Source organism: Rhizobium sp. LEGMi-198b (assembly GCF_054114205.1).
The window spans coordinates 71,721-95,550 of record NZ_JBSYVH010000004.1 but is presented as its reverse complement, the minus strand read 5'-3'; the positions used below and the strand labels follow the sequence as shown (position 1 = coordinate 95,550).

Genomic DNA, 23,830 nt, shown 5'->3' with positions numbered 1-23,830 from the left:
CAGTCCGCCCCGCGTGATAGACGCACTATCGAATCAGGGGCAGGAATTTGGTGGCCACAGAGATAAGGGACGACGCGCCGGCGAAAGTGCCGGCGCGGGGCATCTGGGGGTGGATGTTCTTCGACTGGGCGGCGCAGCCGTTCTTCACCGTCGTCACCACCTTCATTTTCGGTCCTTATTTCGTCGCGCGCCTGACGGCGGATCCGGTGGCCGCGCAGGCAATGTGGAGCAATATGGCGACGATCTCCTCGGTGATCATCGCCGTCTTGTCGCCAGTGCTCGGTTCGATCGCCGATCAGTCCGGCGCCCGTAAACCCTGGATCGCCTTCTTTGCAGTCATCAAGATCGCCAGCCTGTTCTGCCTTTGGGGTGCAGCACCCGGTTCGCCGGTGATCTACCCCGTCATCTTCATGATCCTTGCCTCGATCTCGGCAGAGTTTTCAATCGTCTTCAACGATTCGATGATGCCGCGCCTCGTCAGCAAGGACGATATCGGCCGATTGTCGAATGCCGCCTGGGGACTCGGCTATCTCGGCGGCATGATCGTGCTTATCGCCGTCGTGGCGCTTTTGGCCGGCAACCCGCAAACTGGCAAGACCATCCTCGGCCTGACACCGCTCTTCGGCCTGGACGCCAGTCTCGGCGAAGATGCGCGCATCACCGGACCGATTTCCGCCGTCTGGTATTTTCTCTTCATTCTGCCGATGTTTTTCTTCACGCCGGATGCCGCCCGCGGCCTGCCGCTCGGTACGGCGGTTCGCTCCGGCCTGCATGAGCTGAGAATGACACTCGGCGAACTGAAACGCCGCCGGGGCATCAGTCTTTTCCTGATTGCCCGCATGGTCTACCAGGACGGCGTTAACGGCCTGCTGATCCTCGGCGGCACCTTCGCCGCGGGAATGTTTGGCTGGGCGACCATCGAGATCGGTATTTACGGCATTATCCTCAACGTCGTCGCGATTTTCGGCTGCTTTATCGCCGGCTATGTCGATCGCTGGCTGGGTTCGAAGATAACCGTCGTTATCAGCCTGACCATGCTGCTCCTCGCGGCCCTCGGCATCATCTCCACCGGACCGGGTTTTACGCTTTTCGGCCTCGTGCCGCTCTCGACCGCCGATTCTGGCGGCCTGTTCGGCACAGCGGCGGAGAAGGCCTATATTGCCTATGGCCTGCTCGTCGGCCTCGCCTTCGGCCCGGTCCAGGCCTCCTCGCGCTCCTATCTCGCCCGCAGTGTCAGCCTCGCCGAAGCAGGCCGCTATTTCGGCATCTACGCACTCTCCGGCCGCGCCACCAGCTTCATGGCGACACTGTTTTTCTCGCTGATGACCTATTGGAGCGGCTCCGCCCGCCTCGGCATGGCGACCTTGATCATCTTCCTTGCAGGCGGATTGCTGCTCCTGCTGCCGACGCCCTATCCGGCCGATAAGGCGAAGTGAGATATCCCTCCATTTAATTAGGGATATACCAGCGAGCGAGAGGATCAGCCCTCATGGTGAGGCGCGGAAGCATGAAAGGCCGAAGCCTCGAACCACAAGGGCGGGTGGTTGCTTATGGGCCACCCTCGTCCTTCGACAAGCTCAGGATGAGGGTGGACGAAACGACGACGAAGCGAGCTATGGCTCAATGCCGGAAATGACGTACGCCCGTGAAAACCATCGCAACACCATGCTCGTCGGCGGCGTCGATGACTTCCTGGTCCCGCATCGAACCACCCGGCTGGATGACCGCCGTCGCGCCGGCGGCAATCGCCGACAGCAGGCCGTCGGCGAACGGCAGGAAGGCTTCCGACGCCACGGCAGAGCCGCGCGTCAGCGGCTCGGCAAGACCCATGGCCTTGGCGGCCTCTTCGGCCTTGATCGCGGCGATGCGGGCCGAATCGACGCGGCTCATCTGCCCGGCGCCGATACCGGCCGTCTGGCCGTCCTTGGCGTAAACAACAGCATTCGATTTCACATGCTTGGCGACGCGGAAGGCAAATTTCATGTCTTCCAGCTCCTGTGCCGTCGGCGCACGCTTGGTGACCACCTTCAGCTTCATATCTTCGACCAGCGCATTGTCGCGGTTCTGGACGAGCAAACCACCGGAGACGGTTTTGGCAGTCAGGCCGGCCGCACGCGGATCGGGCAGGGCGCCAACCGACAGCAGGCGGAGGTTCGGCTTGCGGGCGATGATCGCCTTGGCTTCCTCGCTGACCTCTGGCGCGATGATGACCTCGGTGAAGAGCTTGACGATCTCCTCGGCGGTTTCCGCATCGAGCAGGCTGTTCAGCGCAATGATGCCGCCGAAGGCCGAAACGGAATCGCAGGCGAGAGCCCGCTTATAGGCCTCAACCAGGGTCGGACCGGTGGCAACGCCACAAGGATTGGCATGCTTGATGATCGCGCATGCCGGACCCTTTTCCGGCAGGAACTCGGCAACAAGTTCGTAGGCCGCGTCGGTATCGTTGATGTTGTTGTAGGAAAGCTGCTTGCCCTGGATGAGCGTCGCGGTGGAAACGCCGGGCCGGTTTTCACCGGTGACGTAGAAAGCCGCCTTCTGATGCGGGTTTTCGCCATAGCGCATCTCCTCGCGCAGAACGCCGCCGATGACGCGGTGGCGCGGCGTCGCGATATCCAGAGCCTCGGCGAACCAGTTGGAGATCATCGCATCATAGGCCGCGGTGCGAGCGAAAGCCTTAGCGGCCATGCGCTGGCGGAAGGCATAGGCGGTCTGGCCGGCATCGGCCGAGAGTTGCTCCAGCAGCTCCGGATAGTCGGCCGGATCAGTCAGGATCGTCACATAGGCGTGGTTCTTGGCCGAAGCGCGGATCATCGCAGGGCCGCCAATGTCGATATTCTCGACCGTCGTCGGATAATCGCCCCCGGCCTTGCGGACATCTTCGAAGGGATAGAGATTGATGACGACGAGGTCGATGCCCTCGATGCCGTGCTCCTTCATTGCCGCCTGATGTTCGGCGTCATCGCGAATAGCGAGCAGGCCGCCATGCACCTTCGGATGCAGCGTCTTGACGCGGCCATCCATGATTTCGGGAAACTCCGTCACTTCGGATACATCGGTCACGGCAAGACCCGCCGCCGCAATGGTCTTGTGCGTGCCGCCGGTCGACAGCAGCCGCACGCCCTTTTCGCTGAGCGCACGCGCCAGCTCAACGATGCCGGTCTTGTCGGAGACGGACAGAAGCGCGGTCTTCACCTTCACTTTGTCGGGAGCTGGGATTTTTTTGGAAACGACGGCCATGGCTTTCTCCAATCGAGCGTGAGGAGATGTCCAGCAAAACGGCGCGGGACAATATGCCCGCCCCGTTAACACAGCTTAAGCACTTAGCCTATGGCCGATGGGATAAAAACCAGCGGATTTCCGGCTTTTCGATGATCGGGAAAACGATCTCGAGCTGGTCGGAGGAGCGCATGCCGGAAGCGTCGGCAAAAAAGATATCCTCAGTCACCAGCACCTCATTGCCCGGCGAGGAGAACACCCAGGTCTCGCCGTCCGGCGCAATCAACAGCGCGGCGTCGGTCTCGGTCTGCAGCAGGCTGATGGAGGGATGAACGTGAAAGCGGGCGGAGGCAAGACCCTCGCTCTTCAGCAGCGATTTCTTACCCTCCGGTACAAAAAAGCGGTCGCGGCCGGCAAGAATGGTGCCGGCGGCATTCAGGCTCACCTCACGCTCATGGGCGTAGCCGAAGGTCGAGAGATAGCCGTCATGCACCGCCCGGACATAATCGCGGCCATCTTCGGTTTCAGCCCGCTCGACGATAACCTTCTTGACGCCGCTGACCATCACAGGCCCAAGGGCTTTGGACCTCGAAAACAGGCTCGACGAAGTGTCATCGAGCGTCACGGTCGAATGCGCCGCGGTGGCCCGCGCCGCCTGGACGTAACGGTCGCCGGCAAAATTCGGCGAGCCGGAATTGACGATGAAGCGGGATTTGCCCGAAGACATTTCGAAGGACAAGCAGCCGGCATGCGCCGTGCGGCTGAGGTCAGCGGAAGCGGGCGCCCCGGTATCGATGATAACCACGGCCTGTCCGGCAGCCAGCCGATGGTATTTGGTATGCGGCAGCGCCTTGAACACCTGTCCGGCGGTTTCGTCATAACGCAGGACGGACATCAGCTCGTTGGCTAGCGTCGACGTCGCGCCATTGAACAGCGCGAGATCGCCATCCTGATGCCGGAAGAAGCGCAAGGCCGGATACATGCGGTCGATGCCGGGGATCAGCCGCGCCGGCGCGTCGTGGCCAAGATTGACGTAGGTCTGGCGCAGCGGCAGCAAGTCGAGCAGCAGCTCCAGCGCCACGCGCGGATTACGCGAGATATGTCCGCCGTCGGGGAGGATCTGCCGGTCGATTTCGCGATCGAGCGCCTGACCGGCGCGCTTCAGTGTCGAGCTGCCGTTCGGCATGGCAACCGAGGACATGGCGAGCGCGATCCGCACCCGAAATCGCGTCTCACCGTCCCGCGTCGTTGCCGCCACACGGCGGAGATAACGGACGTGGAAAACCAGCATGCGCATGAAACGGCGATAAAAGCCGCCATCCGTGCCCTGCAGGACCACGGGCGAATGCGACAACCAGGCGATCAGCCGCTGTGCCGCGATATCGGGCGACCAGGCTATGCCCTGCAGCCGACGGCCATGCACGGCCATCCAGTCGTTGAGGATGGCGCGCGCCAGCGCCGAAGCCTGATCGCTTTTTTCCGCCCGCAAATGCCGCAGCCAGCGGAAGCTATGCAGGCGGGCCGCAAAGGCCTGCGACGGCAGCTCCAGCGCGAAGGGAGATTTCCCTTCCGTTTCCAGCACCCGGCCCGCCAACAGGATGCGGCCGTTCAAAAGCTCTTCGACAAAAAACGGATCGATGCTGCGCAGGTCCGTCGGAGCCACGATCAGCCGTTCCGGCACACGCATCGTGTGGCGGGTGAGACGCAATCGCGTCAGTGCCGCGCGGCGCGACATTCGCCGCCATGCTTCCCGCATGTGTAAACTCACCGAACCCTGCCGGAAAACTGCATATTTGCTTATGCTTACTCTCTATATCGGTGGTTAAGAAGAGGTTAGGAATATGCCAAATAAGGACATTGTGCCCGATTTTTGAACAAGTCGAGCGTAACCCCTCGGAGCCGCTACTATCGCGTGCGGCGCAGCACCACTGCGAAGAACCCATCCAGTCCGGATGCGAAACCGCCGGAAAGCGGCAGCATGCCGGGCGTGGTGCGGAAAGCACCGAGAGGCGAGATCGCGGCCTCGAGACCCGGCCAATCCTCAGGCTTGATCGGCACGCGCTCGACCGTCTCCGTCTCGGCCAGAACCCGCGCGACGAGATCCTCGCCCTCTTCCGGATCGAGTGAACAGTTGGAGAAGACCACGAGCCCGCCAGGCTTGACCAGGGTCAACGCATGGCGAAGCAGGCGTTCCTGCAGGCCGGCAAGCTTGGCGATGTCCTCCGGACCCTTGGTCCACAGCACATCGGGATGGCGACGCGTCGTGCCCGTTGACGAGCAGGGAGCATCGAGAAGGGCCGCGTCGAAAAGATCGTCGGGTTGGAACTTTGCCATGTCGGCGGCGATGGTTTCCGCCTCCATCCCAAGTCTTGCCAGATTGGCGGAGAGCCGCTTGAGGCGATTGGCGGATTGGTCGAGCGCGGTCACCTTGCCGCCGGCGAGAATGAGCTGCGCGGTTTTGCCGCCCGGCGCGGCGCAGAGATCCACCACCTTACGGCCAGAAAGCGAACCGAACAATTTTGCCGGAATGCTGGCGGCGGCATCCTGGACCCACCATTCGCCGTCCGAAAACCCATCGAGCGAAGGAATGGAGCCTTCGAAAGCGGCAAGCCGCACGCCGCCGGTCGGCAAGACGACGCCATTCAAGCGTTTCGCCCAGCCCTCGGCATCGGATTTCACCGTAACGTCAATCGCCGCCGGCTCCAGTTGCGTATCGGAAATCCTTGCCGCAGCCTCCGTGCCATAGGCAGCCTCGAGACGCGCCAGGAACCAGGCCGGCATGGCTGGCACATTGGCAACCCGGCTCAGAATCTCTTGCTTCTCCCGCCCTATCCGCCTGAGAATCGCGTTGACCAGCTTGGCGAAGCGGCGGTTGCGCGGGTCCTGGTTGGCCTGCTCGACGGCAATATCGACGGCGGAATGATCCGGCACGTCGAGATAGAGCATCTGTGCCGCACCCACCACCAGGACATGATGCAGGGCGCGGGCGCCCTCCGGCAGTGGTGAGTCCAGCAGGGAAGCGATCGCCGCCTCGATGCGCGGCAAATGCCTAAGCGCCGAATTCAGAATGGCGCGCACCAGCGCCCGGTCGCTCTCGCCAAGCGCTCTATAGGCAGGATTGCCGCCTTCGGCATCCAGCATGCCGTCGAGCGGCGTCTTGCGATCGATGACCGCCGCCAGAATCTTCGTCGCAGCGGCGCGCGCCGCAAATCCTGGCTTGGCGGGAGCCGAATCACGCGGCGGACGATTGCCCGATTGCCTTCCGTCTTTGTTGAAAGGCTTCTTATTGTTGGAATTCAAGACCAGGGTCCCTTCGGCGGTTGCGAACCACCGCGACCCGTATTCGGTACGGAGCGCGATTTGCGCACCGGATTATCAGTCAAGATCGGTCCCGTCGAGCCAAAGCCGGCCTGCATGTCGGCAGCAGGGCCGCCACCACCGCCGTAGCGCGCCATCTCGTGAAGCGCGGCGATCCGGTTTTCCGTATCCGGGTGCGTGGAGAACAGATTGTCCATGCGCGCGCCCGAAAGCGGATTGATGATGAACATATGCGCCGTCGCCGGATGACCCTCGGCCTCTTCATTGGGGATATGCTCCGCCCCGCGGGCGATCTTGCCGAGCGCCGAGGCGAGCCAGAGAGGATTGCCGCAGATTTCAGCGCCGCGACGGTCCGCCGAATATTCACGCGTACGGCTGATCGCCATCTGCACCAGCATGGCGGCGAGAGGGGCGACGATCATCGCCACCAGCACGCCGACGACACCGAGGGGATTGTTATTGTCGCGGCGCCCGCCAAAGAAGAAGGCGAAATTGCCGAGCATGGAAATGGCGCCGGCGAGCGTCGCCGTGATCGTCATCGTCAGCGTGTCGCGGTTTTGCACATGCGCCAGCTCATGCGCCATCACACCGGCCACTTCCTCCGGTGTCAGCGCATTGAGCAGGCCCGTCGATGCCGCGACAGCGGCATTTTCGGGATTGCGGCCGGTGGCAAAGGCGTTCGGTTGCGGGCTGTCATAGAGATAGACCTTCGGCATCGGCAGGCCTGCATTCCGGGCAAGGTCGCGGATGATGCGATAGAATTCCGGCGCGCTGCGCTCGTCCACTTCCTGTGCGTGATAGGTGGAGAGCACCATGCGATCGGAATTCCAATAGGAAAAGAAATTCATGCCCGCAGCGACGACAAGCGCGATCATCATGCCGGCTTGACCACCGATCAAATAGCCGACGCCCATGAAAAGGGCGGTCATGAAGGCAAGCAACATGGCAGTGCGCATGAGGTTCATCTGATGTCTCCATCACATCGTCAGTCCGAACCTTTCTCTTTGCGGCCGGACGCTCTATGATTTGGCTATTCACCCGCCTATTTCAACGGTTCCAGGCCGCATCACGCCATGCAGATTGCAGATAACGATAATAAAAATGACATCGACGCCGGCACGGCGCCACGCAAACCGCTCTCGCCAGCCGCCAAACGGGCGCTCGCGGAAGCCGAGGAACGCCGCAAGGCCCAGACGCAACCCGATCTCCCCCCCGAAACCGGCGGCCGCGGCGGCGCCGAGCCCTCGCGCTTCGGCGATTGGGAGATCAATGGGCGGGCGATCGATTTTTGAGAGCGCTTTCGAAAGCCGTTGGCCAGGAGCTGTCCGCACTTCCGTTGCGAAAGCAGGAATTAGGCGAGGAATAAGTCCTCGCCTAATCTAAAATCGCTATCTCACCCGCGAGGAGCGAGACAAACCTCAATCAAGCCGCATCCGCCCTGTTCTGCCGGTTGGCGATCAGATCATCGACAACAGCGGGATCGGCCAGCGTTGAGGTATCGCCGAGTGCGCCGAAATCGTCCTCGGCGATCTTGCGCAGGATGCGGCGCATGATCTTGCCGGAGCGGGTTTTCGGCAGGCCCGGGGCGAACTGGATCTTGTCGGGCGAGGCGATCGGGCCGATTTGGGCACGAACATGTTTGACGAGCTCCTGCCGCAACGCATCCGAACCCTCCTGACCCGCCATCAGCGTCACGTAGCAATAGATGCCCTGACCCTTGATCGCATGCGGATAGCCGACAACGGCGGCCTCCGAGACATGCTGGTGCGAGACGAGGGCCGATTCGACCTCGGCCGTGCCGAGGCGGTGACCGGAGACGTTGAGCACATCGTCGACGCGGCCGGTGATCCAATAATAGCCGTCCTCGTCGCGCCGGCAGCCGTCGCCGGTGAAATATTTGCCCTTGTAGGTGGAGAAATAGGTCTGGATGAAGCGTTCGTGATCGCCGTAGACCGTGCGCATCTGGCCGGGCCAGCTATCGGCGATGACGAGATTGCCGTCGGCCGCCCCTTCCAGCAGGTTGCCCTCATTGTCCACCAATTGCGGCTGGACGCCGAAGAACGGCGTCGTCGCCGAACCCGGCTTCAGGTCGGTCGCACCCGGCAATGGCGTGATCATGTGGCCGCCGGTCTCCGTCTGCCACCAGGTATCGACGATCGGGCAGCGGCCGTCGCCGACGACGTTGTAATACCACTCCCAGACTTCCGGATTGATCGGCTCGCCGACCGTGCCGAGCAGGCGCAGGCTAGAGCGCGAGGAGCGCTTGACGAACTGATCGCCGGCACCCATCAGCGAGCGGATCGCCGTCGGCGCCGTATAGAAGATATTGACCTTGTGCTTGTCGATGACCTCCCAGAAGCGGCCCTGATCCGGGAAATTCGGCACGCCTTCGAACATCAGCGACGTCGCGCCGTTCGCCAGCGGTCCGTAGACGATATAGGAATGACCGGTCACCCAGCCGACATCGGCCGTGCACCAGTAGATGTCGCCGGGATGATAATCGAAGACATATTCATGCGTCATCGCCGCATAGACAAGATAGCCGCCCGTCGTGTGCAGCACGCCCTTCGGCTTGCCGGTCGAGCCCGACGTATAGAGGATGAACAGCGGGTCTTCCGCCTTCATCTTCGCCGGCGGGCAGTCCGGTTTCACCTTGGCGACCTCTTCGTGATACCAGAGATCGCGACCCGGCGCCCAACCGGTCTTGCCGCCGGTGCGGCGCACGACCAGCACCTTTTCCACGGTGACATAGTGCCGGCCGGCAATGTGGATCGCCGTATCGGTATTGTCCTTGAGCGGCACCGGCTTGCCGCCGCGCAGACCCTCGTCGCAGGTAATGACGAAGGTCGACTGGCAATCGATGATACGGCCGGCCAGCGCCTCCGGCGAGAAACCGCCGAAGACGACGGAGTGCACCGCGCCGATGCGGGCGCAGGCGAGCATCGCATAGGCGGCCTCGGGGATCATCGGCATGTAGATGGTGACGCGATCGCCCTTCTTGACGCCCTGCTTCTTCAGGACATTCGCCAGCCGGCAGACATGCTCGTAGAGCTCGTTATAGGTGATCTTCTTGTCGATATAGGGATTGTCGCCCTCCCAGATGAAGGCGACGTCATCGCCGTGCTTCTTCAGGTGGCGGTCGATGCAATTGTAAGAGACGTTGGTCAGTCCGTCTTCGAACCATTTGATCGAGACCTTGCCCGTAAAAGACGTGTTCTTGACCTTGGTGTAGGGCTTGAACCAGTCGATGCGTTCGCCGTGCTTGCCCCAGAACCTGTCGGGATCCTCGACGCTTTGCTTGTACCATCTCTGATATTTCGCCGCGTCGATCAAAGCGCGCGCTTGAACCGGCTTCGTCACCGGATGAATCTTTTCCGACATGATTTCCTCCTCAACCTTGGCACCCTCTATCGAGACTATGGGTGCTCATTCCGTGCCATCAATAGCAGCTCAAGTTACGACAGCAATTAGACAAAGCGCATTTCATCGGCAAAGAATTGCAATTCTGCAACGCTGCGGTTATATAGGGCCATATTTCCCGGACAATGTGGTGTTACACCCCGGACCGCGACACCGGCGCGGACTGACAGAAGGACTATATCCATGGCTCAACAATTGCTCATGCCGAAGGCAACAGCCATCTGGCTTGTCGACAATACGGCCTTGTCGTTCGACCAGATTGCACAGTTCTGCAAGCTGCATCCGCTCGAAGTCAAGGCTATCGCCGATGGCGAAGCGGCACAGGGCATCAAGGGCCTCGACCCAATCGCCACCGGCCAGCTCTCGCGCGACGAAATTGCCCGCGCCGAAGCCAATCCGAACCACAAGCTGAAAATTTCCGAACCGAAGGTTCGCGTGCCGGAATCCAAGCGTCGTGGCCCGCGCTACACGCCGGTTTCCAAGCGCCAGGATCGTCCGAACGCCATTCTCTGGCTGGTGCGCAACCATCCGGAACTGAAGGACGCACAGATTTCCCGCCTCGTCGGCACCACCAAGTCGACCATCGAGCAGATCCGTGACCGCACGCACTGGAACTCGACGAACTTGACGCCGATGGATCCGGTAACGCTCGGCCTCTGCAGCCAGATCGACCTCGACATGGAAGTCGAAAAGGCCGCCAAGGGCCGTCCGCTGCCGACAGCCGCCGAACTCGGCGCGACGCTGCAGCCGGCGCAGGAAACCGAGAAGCTCGGCTTCAGCTATGATCGCGATGAAGAGAAGGAAAAGGAAATCGACGCCGACGCCGTCTTCGCCAAGCTGAAGTCGCTGAAGTCCACCACGCCGGACGATGACGACGACGACCGGTATTGAGACGCGACTCAGTCCCGTAGTTCGAGGCCCCGGTGAAAGCCGGGGCTTTCTTTTGGGCCTCACCGAGCTCCGAAAATCGCCGACCCAACGCGAACGCTCGTAGCGCCGAAAGCCACGGCAATCTCATAGTCGCTCGACATGCCCATGGAGAGTTTCTCGACCCCGCTCTTCTTGGCTAGCTTGGCGAGCAACGCGAAATGCGGCCCAGGATTCTCATCCGCTGGCGGTATGCACATCAGTCCCTCGATCGAAAGTCCAAGCTCCTTCCGGCAGAAATCGACGAAGGCGGTCGTATCGTCCGGAGCAATCCCGGCCTTTTGCGGCTCCAGCCCGGTATTGACCTGCACATAAAGCCTCAGCACCTTGCCCTGCCGTTTCATTTCATCGGCGAGGGCGCGGGCGATCTTTTCGCGATCCACCGTTTCGATGACGTCGAACAAGGCCACGGCATCCGCCGCCTTGTTCGATTGCAGCGGCCCGATCAGATGCAGCTCGATCTCGGGCGTTTCCGCCTTGAGCAGCGGCCACTTGCCTTGGCTTTCCTGCACACGGTTTTCCCCGAACACCCGCTGGCCGGCCGAAATGGCAGGGCGAATCGCTTCGGCATCGAAGGTCTTGGAAACGGCGACGAGCTGCACGGCACCCGCCGGTCGACCGGCTTGATGCTCCGCTGCAGCGATATGGGCACGAACCGCGTTCAACCGCTCTTGAAGTTCCATCTTTTCGCCTCGATATTGACGCCTGTTCCTTGAGACTTTGCAGTAATGAGGCAGGCGGCCTTTGCCAAGGGCCGATGCCGCAGAATCCGGCTTTGCTTTGCAAGATAAGGCACTTGCCGCACCCGCTAAACTTGACGCTTGGTTGGTTTCGTGATGAAGGTCACGGCCAACTCCCCATGATTTTCTGGAATACAAGATCAGATGGCTACCGAACGTTATAATCCGCGCGATGCCGAGCCTCGCTGGCAGCAGAAATGGAACGAGGAAAAGGTCTTCCTCACCGACAACGCCGATCCGCGCGAGAAATATTACGTCCTCGAGATGTTCCCCTATCCGTCGGGCCGCATCCATATGGGCCATGTGCGCAACTACGCCATGGGCGACGTCGTCGCCCGCTACAAGCGTGCCCGCGGCTACAATGTCCTGCATCCGATGGGCTGGGACGCCTTCGGTATGCCGGCGGAAAACGCCGCCCGCGACAACAAAGTGCATCCGAAGGAATGGACTTACCAGAACATCGCCTCGATGAAGGCGCAGTTGAAGGCCATGGGCCTGTCGCTGGACTGGAGCCGCGAATTCGCCACCTGCGACGTCGACTATTACCATCGCCAGCAGATGCTCTTCATCGACATGATGGAGAAAGGCCTGGTTTACCGCAAGAAGTCCAAGGTCAATTGGGACCCGGTCGATAACACCGTGCTCGCCAACGAGCAGGTCATCGACGGCCGCGGCTGGCGCTCCGGCGCGCTGGTCGAACAGCGCGAGCTGACGCAATGGTTCTTCAAGATCACCGAATTCAGCCAGGACCTGCTGGACGCGCTGGATACGCTCGACCATTGGCCGGAAAAAGTGCGGCTGATGCAGAAGAACTGGATCGGCCGTTCCGAAGGCCTGACGATTCGTTGGGAGATCGTGCCGGAGACCTCGCCGAACGCCGACCGTGAAATCACCGTCTATACGACTCGTCCGGACACGCTGTTCGGCGCCTCATTCCTGGCGATTTCGGCCGACCACCCGCTGGCGAAGGAAGCGGCAGCGGTGAATCCGGCTATCGATGCCTTCTGCGAAGAATGCCGCCGCGCCGGCACCTCGCTTGCCGCATTGGAAACCGCCGAGAAAAAGGGCATGGACACGGGTATCCGCGTCCGCCATCCGCTCGACCCGTCCTGGGAGCTGCCGGTCTATATCGCCAATTTCGTGCTGATGGATTATGGCACGGGTGCGATCTTCGGCTGCCCCTCCGGGGACCAGCGCGACCTGGATTTCGCCCGTAAATACGGCCTGCCGGTCGTGCCCGTCGTCATGCCGAGGGATGGTGACGCCGCAAGCTTCAGCATCGGCGACGTCGCCTATGACGGCGACGGCGTCATGATCAATTCGCGCTTCCTCGACGGCATGAGCATTGAAGAAGCCTTTGAGACGGTGGCGACGAAATTGTCAGCGACAAGCCTCGGCAATGCGCCGCAGGCCGAGCGCAAGGTGAATTTCCGCCTGCGAGACTGGGGCATCTCGCGCCAGCGCTATTGGGGCTGCCCGATCCCGGTCATCCATTGCGAGGATTGCGGCGTCCTGCCAGTGCCGAAGCAGGATCTGCCGGTGAAGCTGCCGGACGACGTCACCTTCGACCAGCCGGGCAATCCGCTCGACCGCCATCCGACATGGCGGCATGTCGCCTGCCCGCAGTGCGGCAAGGATGCCCGCCGGGAAACCGACACCATGGATACCTTCGTCGATTCTAGCTGGTACTACACTCGCTTCACGGCACCCTGGGAAAATGAGCCCACCGACAAAGCGGCCGCTGATCGCTGGCTGCCCGTCGATCAATATATTGGCGGCATCGAGCATGCGATCCTGCATCTGCTCTATTCCCGCTTCTTCACCCGCGCCATGCGCGAAACCGGCCATGTCGCGGCCAAGGAACCCTTCAAGGGCCTGTTCACCCAGGGTATGGTCGTGCACGAGACCTATAGCCGTGGCAATGGCCTGACGCGCGAATGGGTGTCGCCGGCAGACATCCGCATCGAGGAAACCGACGGCCAGAGGCGGGCGACATTGCTATCGAGCGGCGAAGAGATAACCATCGGCGCAATCGAGAAAATGTCGAAATCGAAGAAGAACGTCGTCGACCCCGACGATATCATCGCCTCCTACGGCGCCGATACGGCCCGTTTCTTCGTGCTGTCTGATTCGCCGCCCGACCGTGACGTTATCTGGTCGGAAGCGGGTGTCGAGGGCGCACATCGTTTCACGCAGCGCATGTGGCGCTTGGTGTCGGAAGCGGCGGATGCGCTGAAAACCGTTGATTCGGCTTCGGCCAAGGAAGGTGACGCGCTGGCGATCTCACAAGTCGCCCATCGCACGCTGAAAGCGGTTCAGGGCGATTATGATAAGCTCGCCTTCAACAAGGCCGTCGCGCGCATCTATGAATTCGTCAACACATTGGCTTCTCCGCTGGCCAAGGTCGCCGCTGGCGACACGGATGCCAGCTATCGTTCCGCCGTTCGTGAAGCGGTCGAGATTCTCATCGCATTGGTCGCACCGATCACGCCGCATCTGGCCGAGGAATGCTCGACAGCGCTCGGCAATGCGCATCTGGTCGCCGTGAGCGCTTGGCCGCGCTACGACGAAGTGCTCGTCGTCGAGAATGAGATCGTGTATCCGGTACAGATCAACGGCAAGAAGCGCGCCGAATTGACAATTGCGCGCGATGCAGATCAGAATGCCGTGCAAGAGGCTGTACTCGCCCTGGATGCCGTCGGAAGCGCATTGAATGGTCAGGCGCCAAAGAAGATCATCGTCGTTCCACAGAGGATCGTGAACATTGTCGTCTGATAGTCTTTTCAAGCTCGCTCGCGCTGCAGGCGTTGCGTCTCTGGTTGCCGTTGCAAGTCTTTTGTCCTCCTGCCAGGTCAAGCCGCTTTACGCGGAGAGCACCGGCGTGACGCAGAAGCTCGCCGACGTTGTCTTTTCCGACGCCGGTTCGCGCGTCGGTCAGCAGGTTCGCAATCAATTGATCTTCATCGCCGGCCGCGGCGCCGGCGAAACGAAGACCCCGAAATATACGGTCGATCTAAGCGTCAGCTCCGGCACGGGCGGCGTTATCTACCTGCCCTCCTCCGATACCTCGGGCGCAGGCCGCACGACGGTGACGGCATCGTTCACCCTCAAGAATGCCAGCGATGGCAAGGTTCTGAAATCCGGCAGCCGCTCAGTCACGTCGCTGGTGGACTTCCCAACTCAGGAATTCGCCAAGGCACGCGCCATCCGCGATTCTGAAGACCGCGCAGCCCGCGAAGTTGCCGAGCTGGTAGGCGCCGACATCGCTGCCGCGCTTAGCCGCTAATATGAGCGCGCGGCATGGCGGAGATCAAATCCCACGAGTTTGACGGATTTCTCCAAAACGCCGCGCGCAGCTACCGTCTCTTTGTCATCTATGGCCCTGACCGCGGCCTTGTCTCCGAGCGGGCAGGGCAGATCGCCGGCAAGACCGACGTTGATCTGAACGACCCTTTTTCCCTGATCAAGCTCGATGTGAGCGATCTCCAGAACGATGCCGGCCGCCTGCTCGACGAGGTCAATGCTATTGGCCTTTTCGGCGGTGAAAAGCTGGTGTGGATCCGCGGCGCCGCCAACGAAAAGGCTCTCGTCGATTCGCTGCAGATCATTGCCGATAATCCGCCGGATGCTAGCTTTGTCATCGTCGAGGGCGGTGATCTGAAAAAGGGCTCCGGCCTTCGCAAGGTGGCAGAGACTTCCAAAGCTATCGCAACTATTCCGTGCTATACCGACGACATTCGCGCGCTGAACAGCCTCATCGATGCGGAGCTGGCCAACGAAAATCTACGCATCACACCGGCGGCGCGCCAAATCCTGTTGGAGTTTCTCGGCGGCGATCGCATCGCTTCGCGCAACGAAGTCCGTAAACTGGCGCTTTATTGCCGCGGGCAGGGGACGATTGAAGAGGATCACGTCAGCGATATCATCGGCGATGCCAGCGCCATTTCGGCAGATGACGCGGTGGATGCCATTCTCAAAGGCGATTCCGAAGCTTTTCTGCATGCCATGCAAAAAATCGCGTCTTCCAAAACACCGATGTTTCTCGTGCTTCAGGGTTGTCTGAGACAATTTCAATTGCTGGACATGATGCGAACGGAAATGGACGAAAAGCGCGTGCCGCCGGCACAGGTCATGCAGACACTCGGCCGGCACCTGCACTTCCGCCGTAAGCCGATCATCGAACAGGCTCTCAAGAGTTGGACGGCGCCGGCAATCGCGCGGGAAATGAACAGATTGCAGGCCGCCATTCTTCAAACGCGGCAACGCGCCAGTCTGGAAGACACAATCGCCACCCAGACGCTGCTGGCAACCACGCTGCAATCGGCCCGCAAGGGCTGACTGACGCGAAACCGCTCAACGCCGCTCCAGCAGCCGGCAAATCTCTTCGAGCTGCTCCAGGGTCTTGTAGGAGATCTTCACCTGACCGCCGCTGCCACGATGATTGATCGCGACGTCCAGCCCCAGCGTGTCGGATAATGTTCTTTCCAACGCCAGCGTATCGGAATCCTTCTCGTCCTTGCGAGCGCTTACGGGGCGGGGATCGTTCTGAGCCTTGATATCGTTCTGCGCCAGCCGCTCGGCATCACGCACCGACATGCCCTTGGAAACGATCGTCCGGGCAAGTGCCGCTGGATCGGAAGTGGAAACCAGAGCGCGCGCATGGCCGGCTGAGAGGCTGCCACCGGCAAGCATGTCGCGAACCGGTTCCGGCAGCTTCAGCAGGCGCAGCGAATTGGCGACATGACTGCGGCTTTTGCCAATGATCTCGCCAAGGTCATTCTGCGTATAGCCATGTTCGGCTATCAACTGCTCGTAGCCCAGCGCTTCTTCCAAAGGATTGAGATCGGCGCGCTGAACATTTTCAACGATGGCGATTTCCAGAGCGGTTTTGTCATCAACATCGCGCACGATAACGGGAATTTCGATCAGGCCGGCCAGTTGCGCCGCGCGCCAGCGTCTTTCTCCGGCTATGATTTCATAGCGATCGACCGAGACCGTACGCACGACCACGGGCTGAACGATGCCGTGCTTTCGGATTGAGCTGGCAAGATCGTGCAGCTCGGTTTCGTCGAAATAGCGACGCGGATTCTTTGGGTTGCGGCTGATGAATTCGATTGGCACCATGCGATCCGGATTGACGCCCGGCTTGCCGGCGTCCACCGGCGTCGGCTGATCCATCTCTCCGATGAGAGCGGCCAAGCCGCGGCCGAGACGCCGTTTCGAAACATCATCATTCATCGCAATTACTCACTTCAGAACAAACAATAGATCAGGCGGCTGCCTTACGCTGCCGCTCCCGCTGGATCACTTCCGACGCCAGTTGCAGATAGGCTTGACTGCCGGCGCATTTTAGATCGTAAAGGATCGCCGGCTTGCCATAAGAGGGCGCTTCAGATACGCGAACATTGCGCGGTATCAACGTATGGTAGACCTTCTCGCCCAAATGCGTGCGCACATCATTGACGACCTGCTGCGCAAGATTGTTGCGGGAATCAAACATGGTTAAGACAATACCCTGAATATCGAGCAGGGGATTGACGGTGCGGCGCACCTGATCGACGGTTTCCAGCAACTGGCTGAGACCTTCCAGCGCAAAGAATTCGCACTGCAGCGGCACCAGAACCGAATGGGCGGCCGCCATGGCGTTCATGGTCAGCAGGTTGAACGAGGGCGGGCAATCGACCAGGATGTAGGAAAAAGCGGTAGCCGCGCCATTCAGGGCGCGGCGCAGCCGGAAGACACGATCGGACTGTTGAGCGATTTCCATCTCAATCCCAAGCAAATCCATCGTCGAGGGAATGATGTAGAGATTGGGGACAGCCGTTTCCTGAACCGTATCAAGAATCGTATGGGTCCCGACCAGGAGATCATAGGACGACAGTTTTCGATCCCGCCGTTCGATGCCCAGGCCAGTGCTAGCGTTGCCTTGCGGATCGAGGTCGACGATCAAGACCCGCTCGCCGATAGCGGCTAGGGCCGTGGCTAGGTTGATCGCAGTGGTTGTCTTGCCGACGCCACCCTTTTGATTTGCGATAGTAATAATCCGGTTTCGCTCGCCGATCATTGCCGCATATCCAATTATGGTTAAATTCGACGTCGAGGGCGATTTAACTCCAAAATAACAGAATCTCGCTCGACCACACTGTTGTGTTTTACCAGATCGAATTCCCACCGACCACGGGCTTTCTCGACTTCACGCTCGTAATCCCGGCCTTTATGCAGCAGCAAACGGATATTTTCGTTGCGTTCCGCCCAAGGCGCTGCGTAGTCCAGCAACACATCCAGCGCGGCCAGCGCTCTTGCCGAGATCACCTCGCAGTGACGAATGACCTTCGGCGCTTCCTCGATACGGATGGCGTGGACGGCGCCGCGAGCCTCGCATTCCCTGAGGCAAACCCGCAGAAACGCAGCCTTTTTCTGATTGCTCTCCACCAGATCGACATGTCCATCGGCCTGTTCCGCCAGTAGAATGGCGGTAATGATGCCGGGAAAACCGCCGCCGCTACCGAGGTCAACCCATCGGGCTGGTTTCGGATGAAGTTGAAAGATCTGTGCGCTATCGGCAATATGTCTTTGCCAGAGATCGTTGATCGTCGAGGGCGCCACCAGATTAATGGTCTTCGCCCACTTCTGAAACAGCTCAGCAAAATGCTGCAAGCGTCCCTGTGTTTCACGTGAAACACGCACACCGTTTAATTCCATGGCAGGACTCTCACACCTTGCAATATCAGGAAACGAGCTTCTGCTCTTCCGCCTCGACGTGCTTCCGCAGATGGGCCAACAAAAGCGATATGGCCGCCGGCGTCATCCCGTCGACACGCGACGCTTGTGCAATATTCTTCGGGCGCGCAGCCGTCAACTTCTGCTTCAGCTCGTTCGATAGACCGGACAAGACGGAAAAATCGAAGCCCATCGGAATTACGCGCTCTTCTTCGCGTCGCACCTGCACGATGTCCGAAGTCTGGCGATCCATATAGACTGCATAGGCAGCTTCGATCTCGACAGCTTCAACGACGCGGCCCTCGATCGATCGCAACTCCGGCCACAGGCCAGACAGTGAGTCAACGGATTGACCCGGATAGGATAGAAGATCATATGCCGATCGGCGCTGACCATCCTTATTCAGATGCAGCCCGGCTTTTGCCGCTTCCGTCGGCGTGACACTCAAACTCTTCAATTGAGCCCGAGCCTGCTCGAGCTTCTCCATATAGATTTTGAACCGCTCGCCGCGATTCACATCGACGCAACCAATAGACATCCCCAGCGGTGTCAGCCGAACATCAGCGTTATCGGCTCGCAGGGACAAACGATATTCTGCGCGAGAGGTGAACATGCGATAGGGTTCGGCCACTCCACGAGAGGTGAGGTCGTCGATCATTACTCCAATATAGGATTCCGTGCGGCTGAGCTTCACAGCCTCTCCGCCGGAGGCTAAGCGAGCGGCGTTCAGGCCGGCAATCAAGCCCTGTGCTCCAGCTTCCTCGTAACCCGTGGTTCCATTGATTTGCCCAGCCAAAAACAGACCGGGAATCTTCATGACTTCGAGCGATGGCTTCAATTCGCGGGGATCGACATGATCATATTCGATCGCGTAGCCGCACTGCAGAATTCGGACTCGTTCCAGACCCGGAATGGTTCTGATAAAGGCATCCTGTACGTCCTCGGGAAGCGAGGTCGATATGCCGTTGGGATAGACGGTCGTATCGTCGAGCCCCTCCGGCTCCAGAAAAATCTGGTGACCGTCGCGCTCGCCGAACTTAACGATCTTGTCTTCGATCGATGGACAATAACGCGGACCCACACCCTCGATCTGGCCGGAATACATCGCCGACCGCAGGAGGTTGTCCGCAATGATCTTGTGCGTTGCCGGCGTTGTCCGCGTCACCCCGCATTCGATTTGCGGAGTCGTAATGGCATCCGTCATGAAAGAGAAGGGCACGGGCTCGTCATCAGCGCCTTGGCGGCCCACGGAATCCCAGTCAATGGTCGTGCTATCCAAGCGCGCCGGCGTCCCGGTCTTCAAACGGCCGAGCGCCAGACCATAACGATGAAGCGTGGCGGATAGGCCCATCGAGGGTTCCTCGCCAACTCGGCCGGCCGGGATCTTTCTATCACCAATATGGATCAAGCCACGGAGAAAGGTCCCGGTCGTCAGAACGACAGCACCACATCGAAGGATGCGGCCATCCTTTAGAATCACCGCGGAAACACGGTCACCTTCTATGGCAAGATCAAAGGCATCCCCTTCGATCACGTCCAGGTTTTCGATCGCGTCGATCTCACGCTGCATGGCGAGACGATAGAGCTTCCGGTCTGCCTGGGTGCGCGGACCGCGAACGGCCGGACCCTTCTTCCGGTTCAGCATGCGGAACTGAATACCTGCCGCATCCGCGACGCGGCCCATTAGACCATCGAGGGCGTCGATCTCGCGAACCAGGTGACCCTTGCCCAGGCCGCCGATCGCGGGATTGCACGACATCACACCAATCGTATCGCGTTTATGGGTGACGAGCCCGGTCTGTGCGCCCAGACGGGCGGCTGCGGCCGCAGCTTCACTGCCCGCATGTCCACCACCCACAACAATCACATCATATATTTTATCGAGCATCGTAAAGCCCTCGGTATTGCCGTCTGTTTGGCATACCAAATTCAGGAGTCAAGAAGGTTTCACGTGAAACGTTTCCCACAGCGTACCTAACGCCGTGTTTCACGTGAATCATTTGCCGATACAGAATTCGGAAAAGATAACATCAAGTAAATCCTCGACATCTACCCTTCCGGTGATGCGGCCTAAACTGTGCGCAGCCTGCCGCAGGAACTCCGCGCGTATATCCAAGCCTGCAGCATTGAAGGTCACGGCCTGGTTCAGTGCCTCCAGACTTTCCGCTAACAGCGTCCGATGCCGCAAGCGGCTCGGCAAAGCCGATGAAAGTGCTGAAGACCGCGTTAGCAAATCGTTAACCAACAATTGATGCAGTTCGGCCAAGCCTGCGCCAGTCGTGGAAGAAATGCGAAGATCGTAATCTTCACCACCAATCGGATGTATGTCCGATTTAGTGCCTATTCGAAAGACTTTTCCGTCAAATCCGTCGAATTCGGTTTGCGGGGCAGACCCTATCTCAGCCAACGACAGAATAATATCCGCCTCCGACGCTGTTTTCAGCGCCCGCCGGATCCCCTCGCGCTCAATGACTTCCTCCGTGTCCCTCAAGCCGGCAGTGTCATAGAGCCTGACCGCATATCCCTCGATATTGAGATCGACATGGAGAACGTCACGCGTGGTTCCAGCAATATCCGTCACGATCGCCACCTCGCGGCGCGCCAGTGCGTTCATCAAGCTCGACTTGCCGGCGTTCGGCGCGCCGGCAATAACGACTTTTAACCCATCCCGGACAATTTCGCCCAAATCAGCCCCAGCAAGATGCGCTGACAATTCGGACTGCAGCTTTGCCATATCCGTCCAGACCAGATCGGATACCGAACCTGGGACATCATCCTCATCCGCAAAATCGAGCTCCGCCTCGATAAGAGCCCGAGCGCGTGTCAAACGATCCGCCCATCCCTCATAAAGCTTTGAAAGACCGCCCGCCGCGTGTTCCACAGCCAACCGGCGCTGCATTTCCGTCTCGGCTGCGATGAGATCGGCCAAGCCTTCGATTTCCACCAGATCCATCTTGCCATTTTCAAGGGCGCGGCGCGAAAATTCGCCATGTTCCGCCAAGCGGCAGCCTTTAATGCCGGCGAGCTCCTTGAGAAGCGCAGCCACAACCGCTTTGCCGCCATGAACGTGAATCTCGGCACAATCCTCCCCGGTAAAGGAAGCTGGAGCGGGGAAAATAAGGACTAAGCCTCGGTCAATCACGAGACCATTTCGAGTCCGAATCGTTTTCAGCGCCGCTTTCCGCGGCTTCGGCAACGCTCCGACGAGCGCCTTGGTTGCCGTCAGAGCCTCCAAACCGCTGATTCGGACGACTCCGACGCCCGCCGGGAGACCGCCGCTGGAAAGCGCAAAGATCGTATCGCTGGAGTGCTGCATAGAATTGATCCGCATCCGAATCGAATTGGCCGAGATCGACTTTCAAAGCCTAGGGCACATGCTTACAAACAAAATCGGGCCGCATAAAGCGGCCCGATCAAATTCATAGGATACCCGACGCTCAAATGAACGATGAATCCGGCTAAGGATTACGTGTTCATTGAATCGAAGAAGTCCGGATTGTTCTTCGTCTGCTTCAGCTTGTCGATCAGGAATTCGATCGCATCCGTAGTTCCCATCGGCGCAAGAATACGGCGGAGAACGAAGATCTTCTGCAAATCCTGGCGCGGAACCAGCAAGTCTTCCTTACGGGTGCCGGATTTCAGAATATCCATCGCCGGGAAGATACGCTTATCGGCAACCTTGCGGTCGAGGACGATTTCCGAGTTGCCGGTGCCCTTGAATTCTTCGAAGATCACTTCGTCCATGCGGCTGCCGGTGTCGATCAGCGCCGTCGCAATGATCGTTAGCGAACCACCCTCTTCGATGTTACGGGCGGCACCGAAGAAGCGCTTCGGACGCTGCAGGGCGTTGGCGTCAACACCACCGGTCAGAACCTTACCGGATGAGGGGACGACCGTGTTGTAAGCGCGGCCAAGACGGGTGATCGAATCGAGCAGGATGACGACGTCGCGACCATGTTCGACAAGGCGCTTAGCCTTTTCGATGACCATTTCGGCGACCTGCACGTGGCGAACGGCGGGTTCATCGAAGGTCGACGAAATAACTTCGCCGCGCACGGAACGCTGCATATCCGTCACTTCTTCCGGACGTTCGTCGATCAGAAGAACGATCAGATAGCAATCCGGATGATTGGCGGTGATCGAATGCGCGATGTTCTGCAGCAGCACCGTCTTACCGGTGCGCGGCGGTGCTACGATCAGACCGCGCTGGCCCTTGCCGAGCGGCGCCACGAGATCGATGACGCGCGGCGACAGATCCTTCGAGGTCGGAACGTCGAGCTCCATGCGGAAGCGTTCGTTCGGATAAAGTGGCGTCAGGTTATCGAAATGGACCTTGTGACGGATCTTTTCCGGATCGTCGAAATTGATGGTGTTGACCTTGAGCAGCGCGAAATAGCGCTCGCCTTCCTTCGGTCCGCGGATCGGCCCCTCAACCGTATCGCCCGTCTTCAGCGAGAAGCGGCGGATCTGCGATGGAGAGATATAGATATCGTCCGGACCCGGCAAATAATTGGCATTGGCGGAACGCAGGAAGCCGAACCCGTCCTGCAGGACCTCGACAACGCCTTCGCCGATAATTTCCACGTCCTGGCTGGCAAGCACCTTCAGAATGGCAAACATCAGTTCCTGTTTGCGCATCGTGCTTGCATTTTCGACCTCGAGCGATTCGGCAAAGGCCAGGAGATCGGTCGGGGATTTATTCTTAAGTTCTTGAAGCTTCATTTCAGCCATGAAGGGATTTACTCTGTTTTAGAAGGGGAAAGGCAATGTTGGTCGTATTCAGAACCGCGATGAGGGTGTTCGCGGGCGACAGAACTGATACATGCCACGAAGAAGAGATGGCGGGAAAATAGCGATTCACTTTCGGCCCCGCAAGGGGGGCTGGCAAAATGAAGGAAATTTAAGTTTCGCGTTAAGTTCTGCGTCTTATTTCACGCAAACGGCTTCACCACGACCAGAATGACGATCAGGATCATCAGCACCGTCGGCGCCTCGTTCATGAACCGCCAATAGCGAGCCGAATGCCGGTTTTCATCGCGCGCAAAGGCGCGAACGGCGCGGCTGAAGAACATATGGACGATGGTCAGCAGCACGACAAGGCCGATTTTGGCATGTAGCCAACCGCCGTGGAAATCGTAAACGGACCAGGCGAGATAGAGCCCGAAAATCCAGGTCAGCATCATTGCCGGCGTCATGATCACTCGCAAGAGCCGGCGCTCCATCACCTTGAAGGTTTCCGACTGCTGCGAACCGGGCTCGGCATCGGTGTGATAGATGAAAAGCCGCGGCATATAGAAAAGCCCGGCCATCCACGAGATCACCGCGATGATATGGAAGGCCTTGATCCAGAGATAGAGATTGTCCGGATGCCAGGCAAACAGGCCGATCGCCAATGCCGCGAACAGCAGGATCATGAAATAGGCGCGCCGGCTGGCGTATGCGCCGGCGCGAGGATCTATCTGCTTTTCTCCCGATTGCTCGTTCATCTC

The 23,830-nt window shown here is 59.6% G+C and carries 19 protein-coding genes; 6 read left to right on the top strand and 13 right to left on the bottom strand.

Features of this window, described 5'->3' with window-relative positions:
* Nucleotides 1–47 precede the first annotated feature (47 nt).
* Nucleotides 48–1,436, top strand: a complete 1,389-nt coding sequence (locus ACXHXG_RS16955; protein ID WP_104824910.1) for an MFS transporter — start codon at nt 48–50, stop codon at nt 1,434–1,436.
* Nucleotides 1,437–1,620: 184 nt separating this feature from the next.
* Here ACXHXG_RS16955 and purH read toward each other — a convergent pair whose 3' ends face one another.
* From purH to htpX, 4 genes are all read right to left on the bottom strand, one after another.
* Nucleotides 1,621–3,237, bottom strand: a complete 1,617-nt coding sequence (gene purH, locus ACXHXG_RS16950; RefSeq protein ID WP_457900064.1) for a bifunctional phosphoribosylaminoimidazolecarboxamide formyltransferase/IMP cyclohydrolase — start codon at nt 3,235–3,237, stop codon at nt 1,621–1,623.
* 88 nt (nt 3,238–3,325) lie between these two features.
* Nucleotides 3,326–4,972: a heparinase II/III family protein gene (locus tag ACXHXG_RS16945; RefSeq protein WP_457900063.1), complete on the bottom strand. Its 1,647-nt coding sequence runs from the start codon at nt 4,970–4,972 to the stop codon at nt 3,326–3,328.
* Nucleotides 4,973–5,121: 149 nt separating this feature from the next.
* On the bottom strand, nt 5,122–6,522 hold the full coding sequence (locus tag ACXHXG_RS16940) for an RsmB/NOP family class I SAM-dependent RNA methyltransferase (RefSeq protein ID WP_457900280.1): 1,401 nt from the start codon (nt 6,520–6,522) through the stop codon (nt 5,122–5,124).
* Nucleotides 6,513–7,499 carry a zinc metalloprotease HtpX gene (htpX, locus tag ACXHXG_RS16935; RefSeq protein WP_285168214.1) on the bottom strand — a complete coding sequence of 329 codons (987 nt, stop codon included), beginning with the start codon at nt 7,497–7,499 and terminating at the stop codon, nt 6,513–6,515. The genes ACXHXG_RS16940 and htpX overlap by 10 nt, the downstream gene beginning before the upstream one ends.
* Before the next feature lie 108 nt (nt 7,500–7,607).
* Between htpX and ACXHXG_RS16930 the strand changes: the two genes are divergently transcribed.
* Complete coding sequence (locus ACXHXG_RS16930) at nt 7,608–7,826, top strand: DUF1674 domain-containing protein (RefSeq protein WP_457900062.1); 219 nt, start codon at nt 7,608–7,610, stop codon at nt 7,824–7,826.
* Between the two features lie 130 nt (nt 7,827–7,956).
* Here ACXHXG_RS16930 and acs read toward each other — a convergent pair whose 3' ends face one another.
* Nucleotides 7,957–9,915 carry an acetate--CoA ligase gene (acs, locus tag ACXHXG_RS16925; protein WP_457900061.1) on the bottom strand — a complete coding sequence of 653 codons (1,959 nt, stop codon included), beginning with the start codon at nt 9,913–9,915 and terminating at the stop codon, nt 7,957–7,959.
* A gap of 222 nt (nt 9,916–10,137) precedes the next feature.
* Between acs and ACXHXG_RS16920 the strand changes: the two genes are divergently transcribed.
* The gene (locus tag ACXHXG_RS16920) at nt 10,138–10,845 is read left to right on the top strand and encodes a DUF1013 domain-containing protein (RefSeq protein WP_104824917.1); all 708 of its coding nucleotides are present in this window, start codon (nt 10,138–10,140) and stop codon (nt 10,843–10,845) included.
* A gap of 59 nt (nt 10,846–10,904) precedes the next feature.
* Here ACXHXG_RS16920 and ACXHXG_RS16915 read toward each other — a convergent pair whose 3' ends face one another.
* On the bottom strand, nt 10,905–11,564 hold the full coding sequence (locus ACXHXG_RS16915) for a YggS family pyridoxal phosphate-dependent enzyme (RefSeq protein WP_285170040.1): 660 nt from the start codon (nt 11,562–11,564) through the stop codon (nt 10,905–10,907).
* 201 nt (nt 11,565–11,765) lie between these two features.
* Between ACXHXG_RS16915 and leuS the strand changes: the two genes are divergently transcribed.
* From leuS to holA, 3 genes are read left to right on the top strand one after another with little or no spacing between them, the layout of a single operon-like run.
* A complete protein-coding gene (leuS, locus tag ACXHXG_RS16910) occupies nt 11,766–14,396 on the top strand; it encodes a leucine--tRNA ligase (RefSeq protein WP_457900060.1) in 2,631 nt (876 codons plus the stop codon).
* Complete coding sequence (lptE, locus tag ACXHXG_RS16905; RefSeq protein ID WP_457900059.1) at nt 14,386–14,907, top strand: LPS assembly lipoprotein LptE; 522 nt, start codon at nt 14,386–14,388, stop codon at nt 14,905–14,907. Before leuS ends, lptE begins: the two co-directional genes overlap by 11 nt.
* Before the next feature lie 14 nt (nt 14,908–14,921).
* Nucleotides 14,922–15,959: a DNA polymerase III subunit delta gene (gene holA / locus ACXHXG_RS16900; RefSeq protein ID WP_457900058.1), complete on the top strand. Its 1,038-nt coding sequence runs from the start codon at nt 14,922–14,924 to the stop codon at nt 15,957–15,959.
* Nucleotides 15,960–15,974: 15 nt separating this feature from the next.
* Here the strand turns inward: holA and ACXHXG_RS16895 are convergent, their stop codons facing one another.
* The 7 genes from ACXHXG_RS16895 to hemJ all read right to left on the bottom strand — a co-directional run bounded on the left by ACXHXG_RS16895 (nt 15,975) and on the right by hemJ (nt 23,827).
* Nucleotides 15,975–16,859: a ParB/RepB/Spo0J family partition protein gene (locus ACXHXG_RS16895; RefSeq protein ID WP_457900057.1), complete on the bottom strand. Its 885-nt coding sequence runs from the start codon at nt 16,857–16,859 to the stop codon at nt 15,975–15,977.
* 31 nt (nt 16,860–16,890) lie between these two features.
* Entirely contained in the window at nt 16,891–17,685 is a 795-nt protein-coding gene (locus ACXHXG_RS16890; RefSeq protein ID WP_104824923.1) for a ParA family protein, read from the bottom strand.
* A gap of 20 nt (nt 17,686–17,705) precedes the next feature.
* Entirely contained in the window at nt 17,706–18,323 is a 618-nt protein-coding gene (gene rsmG / locus ACXHXG_RS16885; RefSeq protein WP_457900056.1) for a 16S rRNA (guanine(527)-N(7))-methyltransferase RsmG, read from the bottom strand.
* A 25-nt stretch (nt 18,324–18,348) separates the two neighbouring features.
* Nucleotides 18,349–20,229, bottom strand: a complete 1,881-nt coding sequence (gene mnmG / locus ACXHXG_RS16880; RefSeq protein ID WP_457900055.1) for a tRNA uridine-5-carboxymethylaminomethyl(34) synthesis enzyme MnmG — start codon at nt 20,227–20,229, stop codon at nt 18,349–18,351.
* 108 nt (nt 20,230–20,337) lie between these two features.
* Nucleotides 20,338–21,657, bottom strand: a complete 1,320-nt coding sequence (gene mnmE, locus ACXHXG_RS16875; RefSeq protein WP_457900054.1) for a tRNA uridine-5-carboxymethylaminomethyl(34) synthesis GTPase MnmE — start codon at nt 21,655–21,657, stop codon at nt 20,338–20,340.
* Between the two features lie 149 nt (nt 21,658–21,806).
* Entirely contained in the window at nt 21,807–23,072 is a 1,266-nt protein-coding gene (gene rho / locus ACXHXG_RS16870; RefSeq protein WP_004127423.1) for a transcription termination factor Rho, read from the bottom strand.
* A 200-nt stretch (nt 23,073–23,272) separates the two neighbouring features.
* Nucleotides 23,273–23,827: a protoporphyrinogen oxidase HemJ gene (gene hemJ / locus ACXHXG_RS16865; RefSeq protein ID WP_104824926.1), complete on the bottom strand. Its 555-nt coding sequence runs from the start codon at nt 23,825–23,827 to the stop codon at nt 23,273–23,275.
* Between the last annotated feature and the right edge of the window lie 3 nt (nt 23,828–23,830).

Bases quoted from the DNA above. Each gene is read 5' to 3' on its own strand.
- purH (WP_457900064.1), bottom strand. From the start codon at position 3,237: ATGGCCGTCGTTTCCAAAAAAATCCCAGCTCCCGACAAAGTGAAGGTG.
- ACXHXG_RS16945 (WP_457900063.1), bottom strand. From the start codon at position 4,972: ATGCGGGAAGCATGGCGGCGAATGTCGCGCCGCGCGGCACTGACGCGA.
- htpX (WP_285168214.1), bottom strand. From the start codon at position 7,499: ATGAACCTCATGCGCACTGCCATGTTGCTTGCCTTCATGACCGCCCTT.
- ACXHXG_RS16930 (WP_457900062.1), top strand. From the start codon at position 7,608: ATGCAGATTGCAGATAACGATAATAAAAATGACATCGACGCCGGCACG.
- acs (WP_457900061.1), bottom strand. From the start codon at position 9,915: ATGTCGGAAAAGATTCATCCGGTGACGAAGCCGGTTCAAGCGCGCGCT.
- ACXHXG_RS16920 (WP_104824917.1), top strand. From the start codon at position 10,138: ATGGCTCAACAATTGCTCATGCCGAAGGCAACAGCCATCTGGCTTGTC.
- ACXHXG_RS16915 (WP_285170040.1), bottom strand. From the start codon at position 11,564: ATGGAACTTCAAGAGCGGTTGAACGCGGTTCGTGCCCATATCGCTGCA.
- leuS (WP_457900060.1), top strand. From the start codon at position 11,766: ATGGCTACCGAACGTTATAATCCGCGCGATGCCGAGCCTCGCTGGCAG.
- holA (WP_457900058.1), top strand. From the start codon at position 14,922: ATGGCGGAGATCAAATCCCACGAGTTTGACGGATTTCTCCAAAACGCC.
- ACXHXG_RS16895 (WP_457900057.1), bottom strand. From the start codon at position 16,859: ATGAATGATGATGTTTCGAAACGGCGTCTCGGCCGCGGCTTGGCCGCT.
- ACXHXG_RS16890 (WP_104824923.1), bottom strand. From the start codon at position 17,685: ATGATCGGCGAGCGAAACCGGATTATTACTATCGCAAATCAAAAGGGT.
- rsmG (WP_457900056.1), bottom strand. From the start codon at position 18,323: ATGGAATTAAACGGTGTGCGTGTTTCACGTGAAACACAGGGACGCTTG.
- mnmG (WP_457900055.1), bottom strand. From the start codon at position 20,229: ATGCTCGATAAAATATATGATGTGATTGTTGTGGGTGGTGGACATGCG.
- mnmE (WP_457900054.1), bottom strand. From the start codon at position 21,657: ATGCAGCACTCCAGCGATACGATCTTTGCGCTTTCCAGCGGCGGTCTC.
- rho (WP_004127423.1), bottom strand. From the start codon at position 23,072: ATGGCTGAAATGAAGCTTCAAGAACTTAAGAATAAATCCCCGACCGAT.
- hemJ (WP_104824926.1), bottom strand. From the start codon at position 23,827: ATGAACGAGCAATCGGGAGAAAAGCAGATAGATCCTCGCGCCGGCGCA.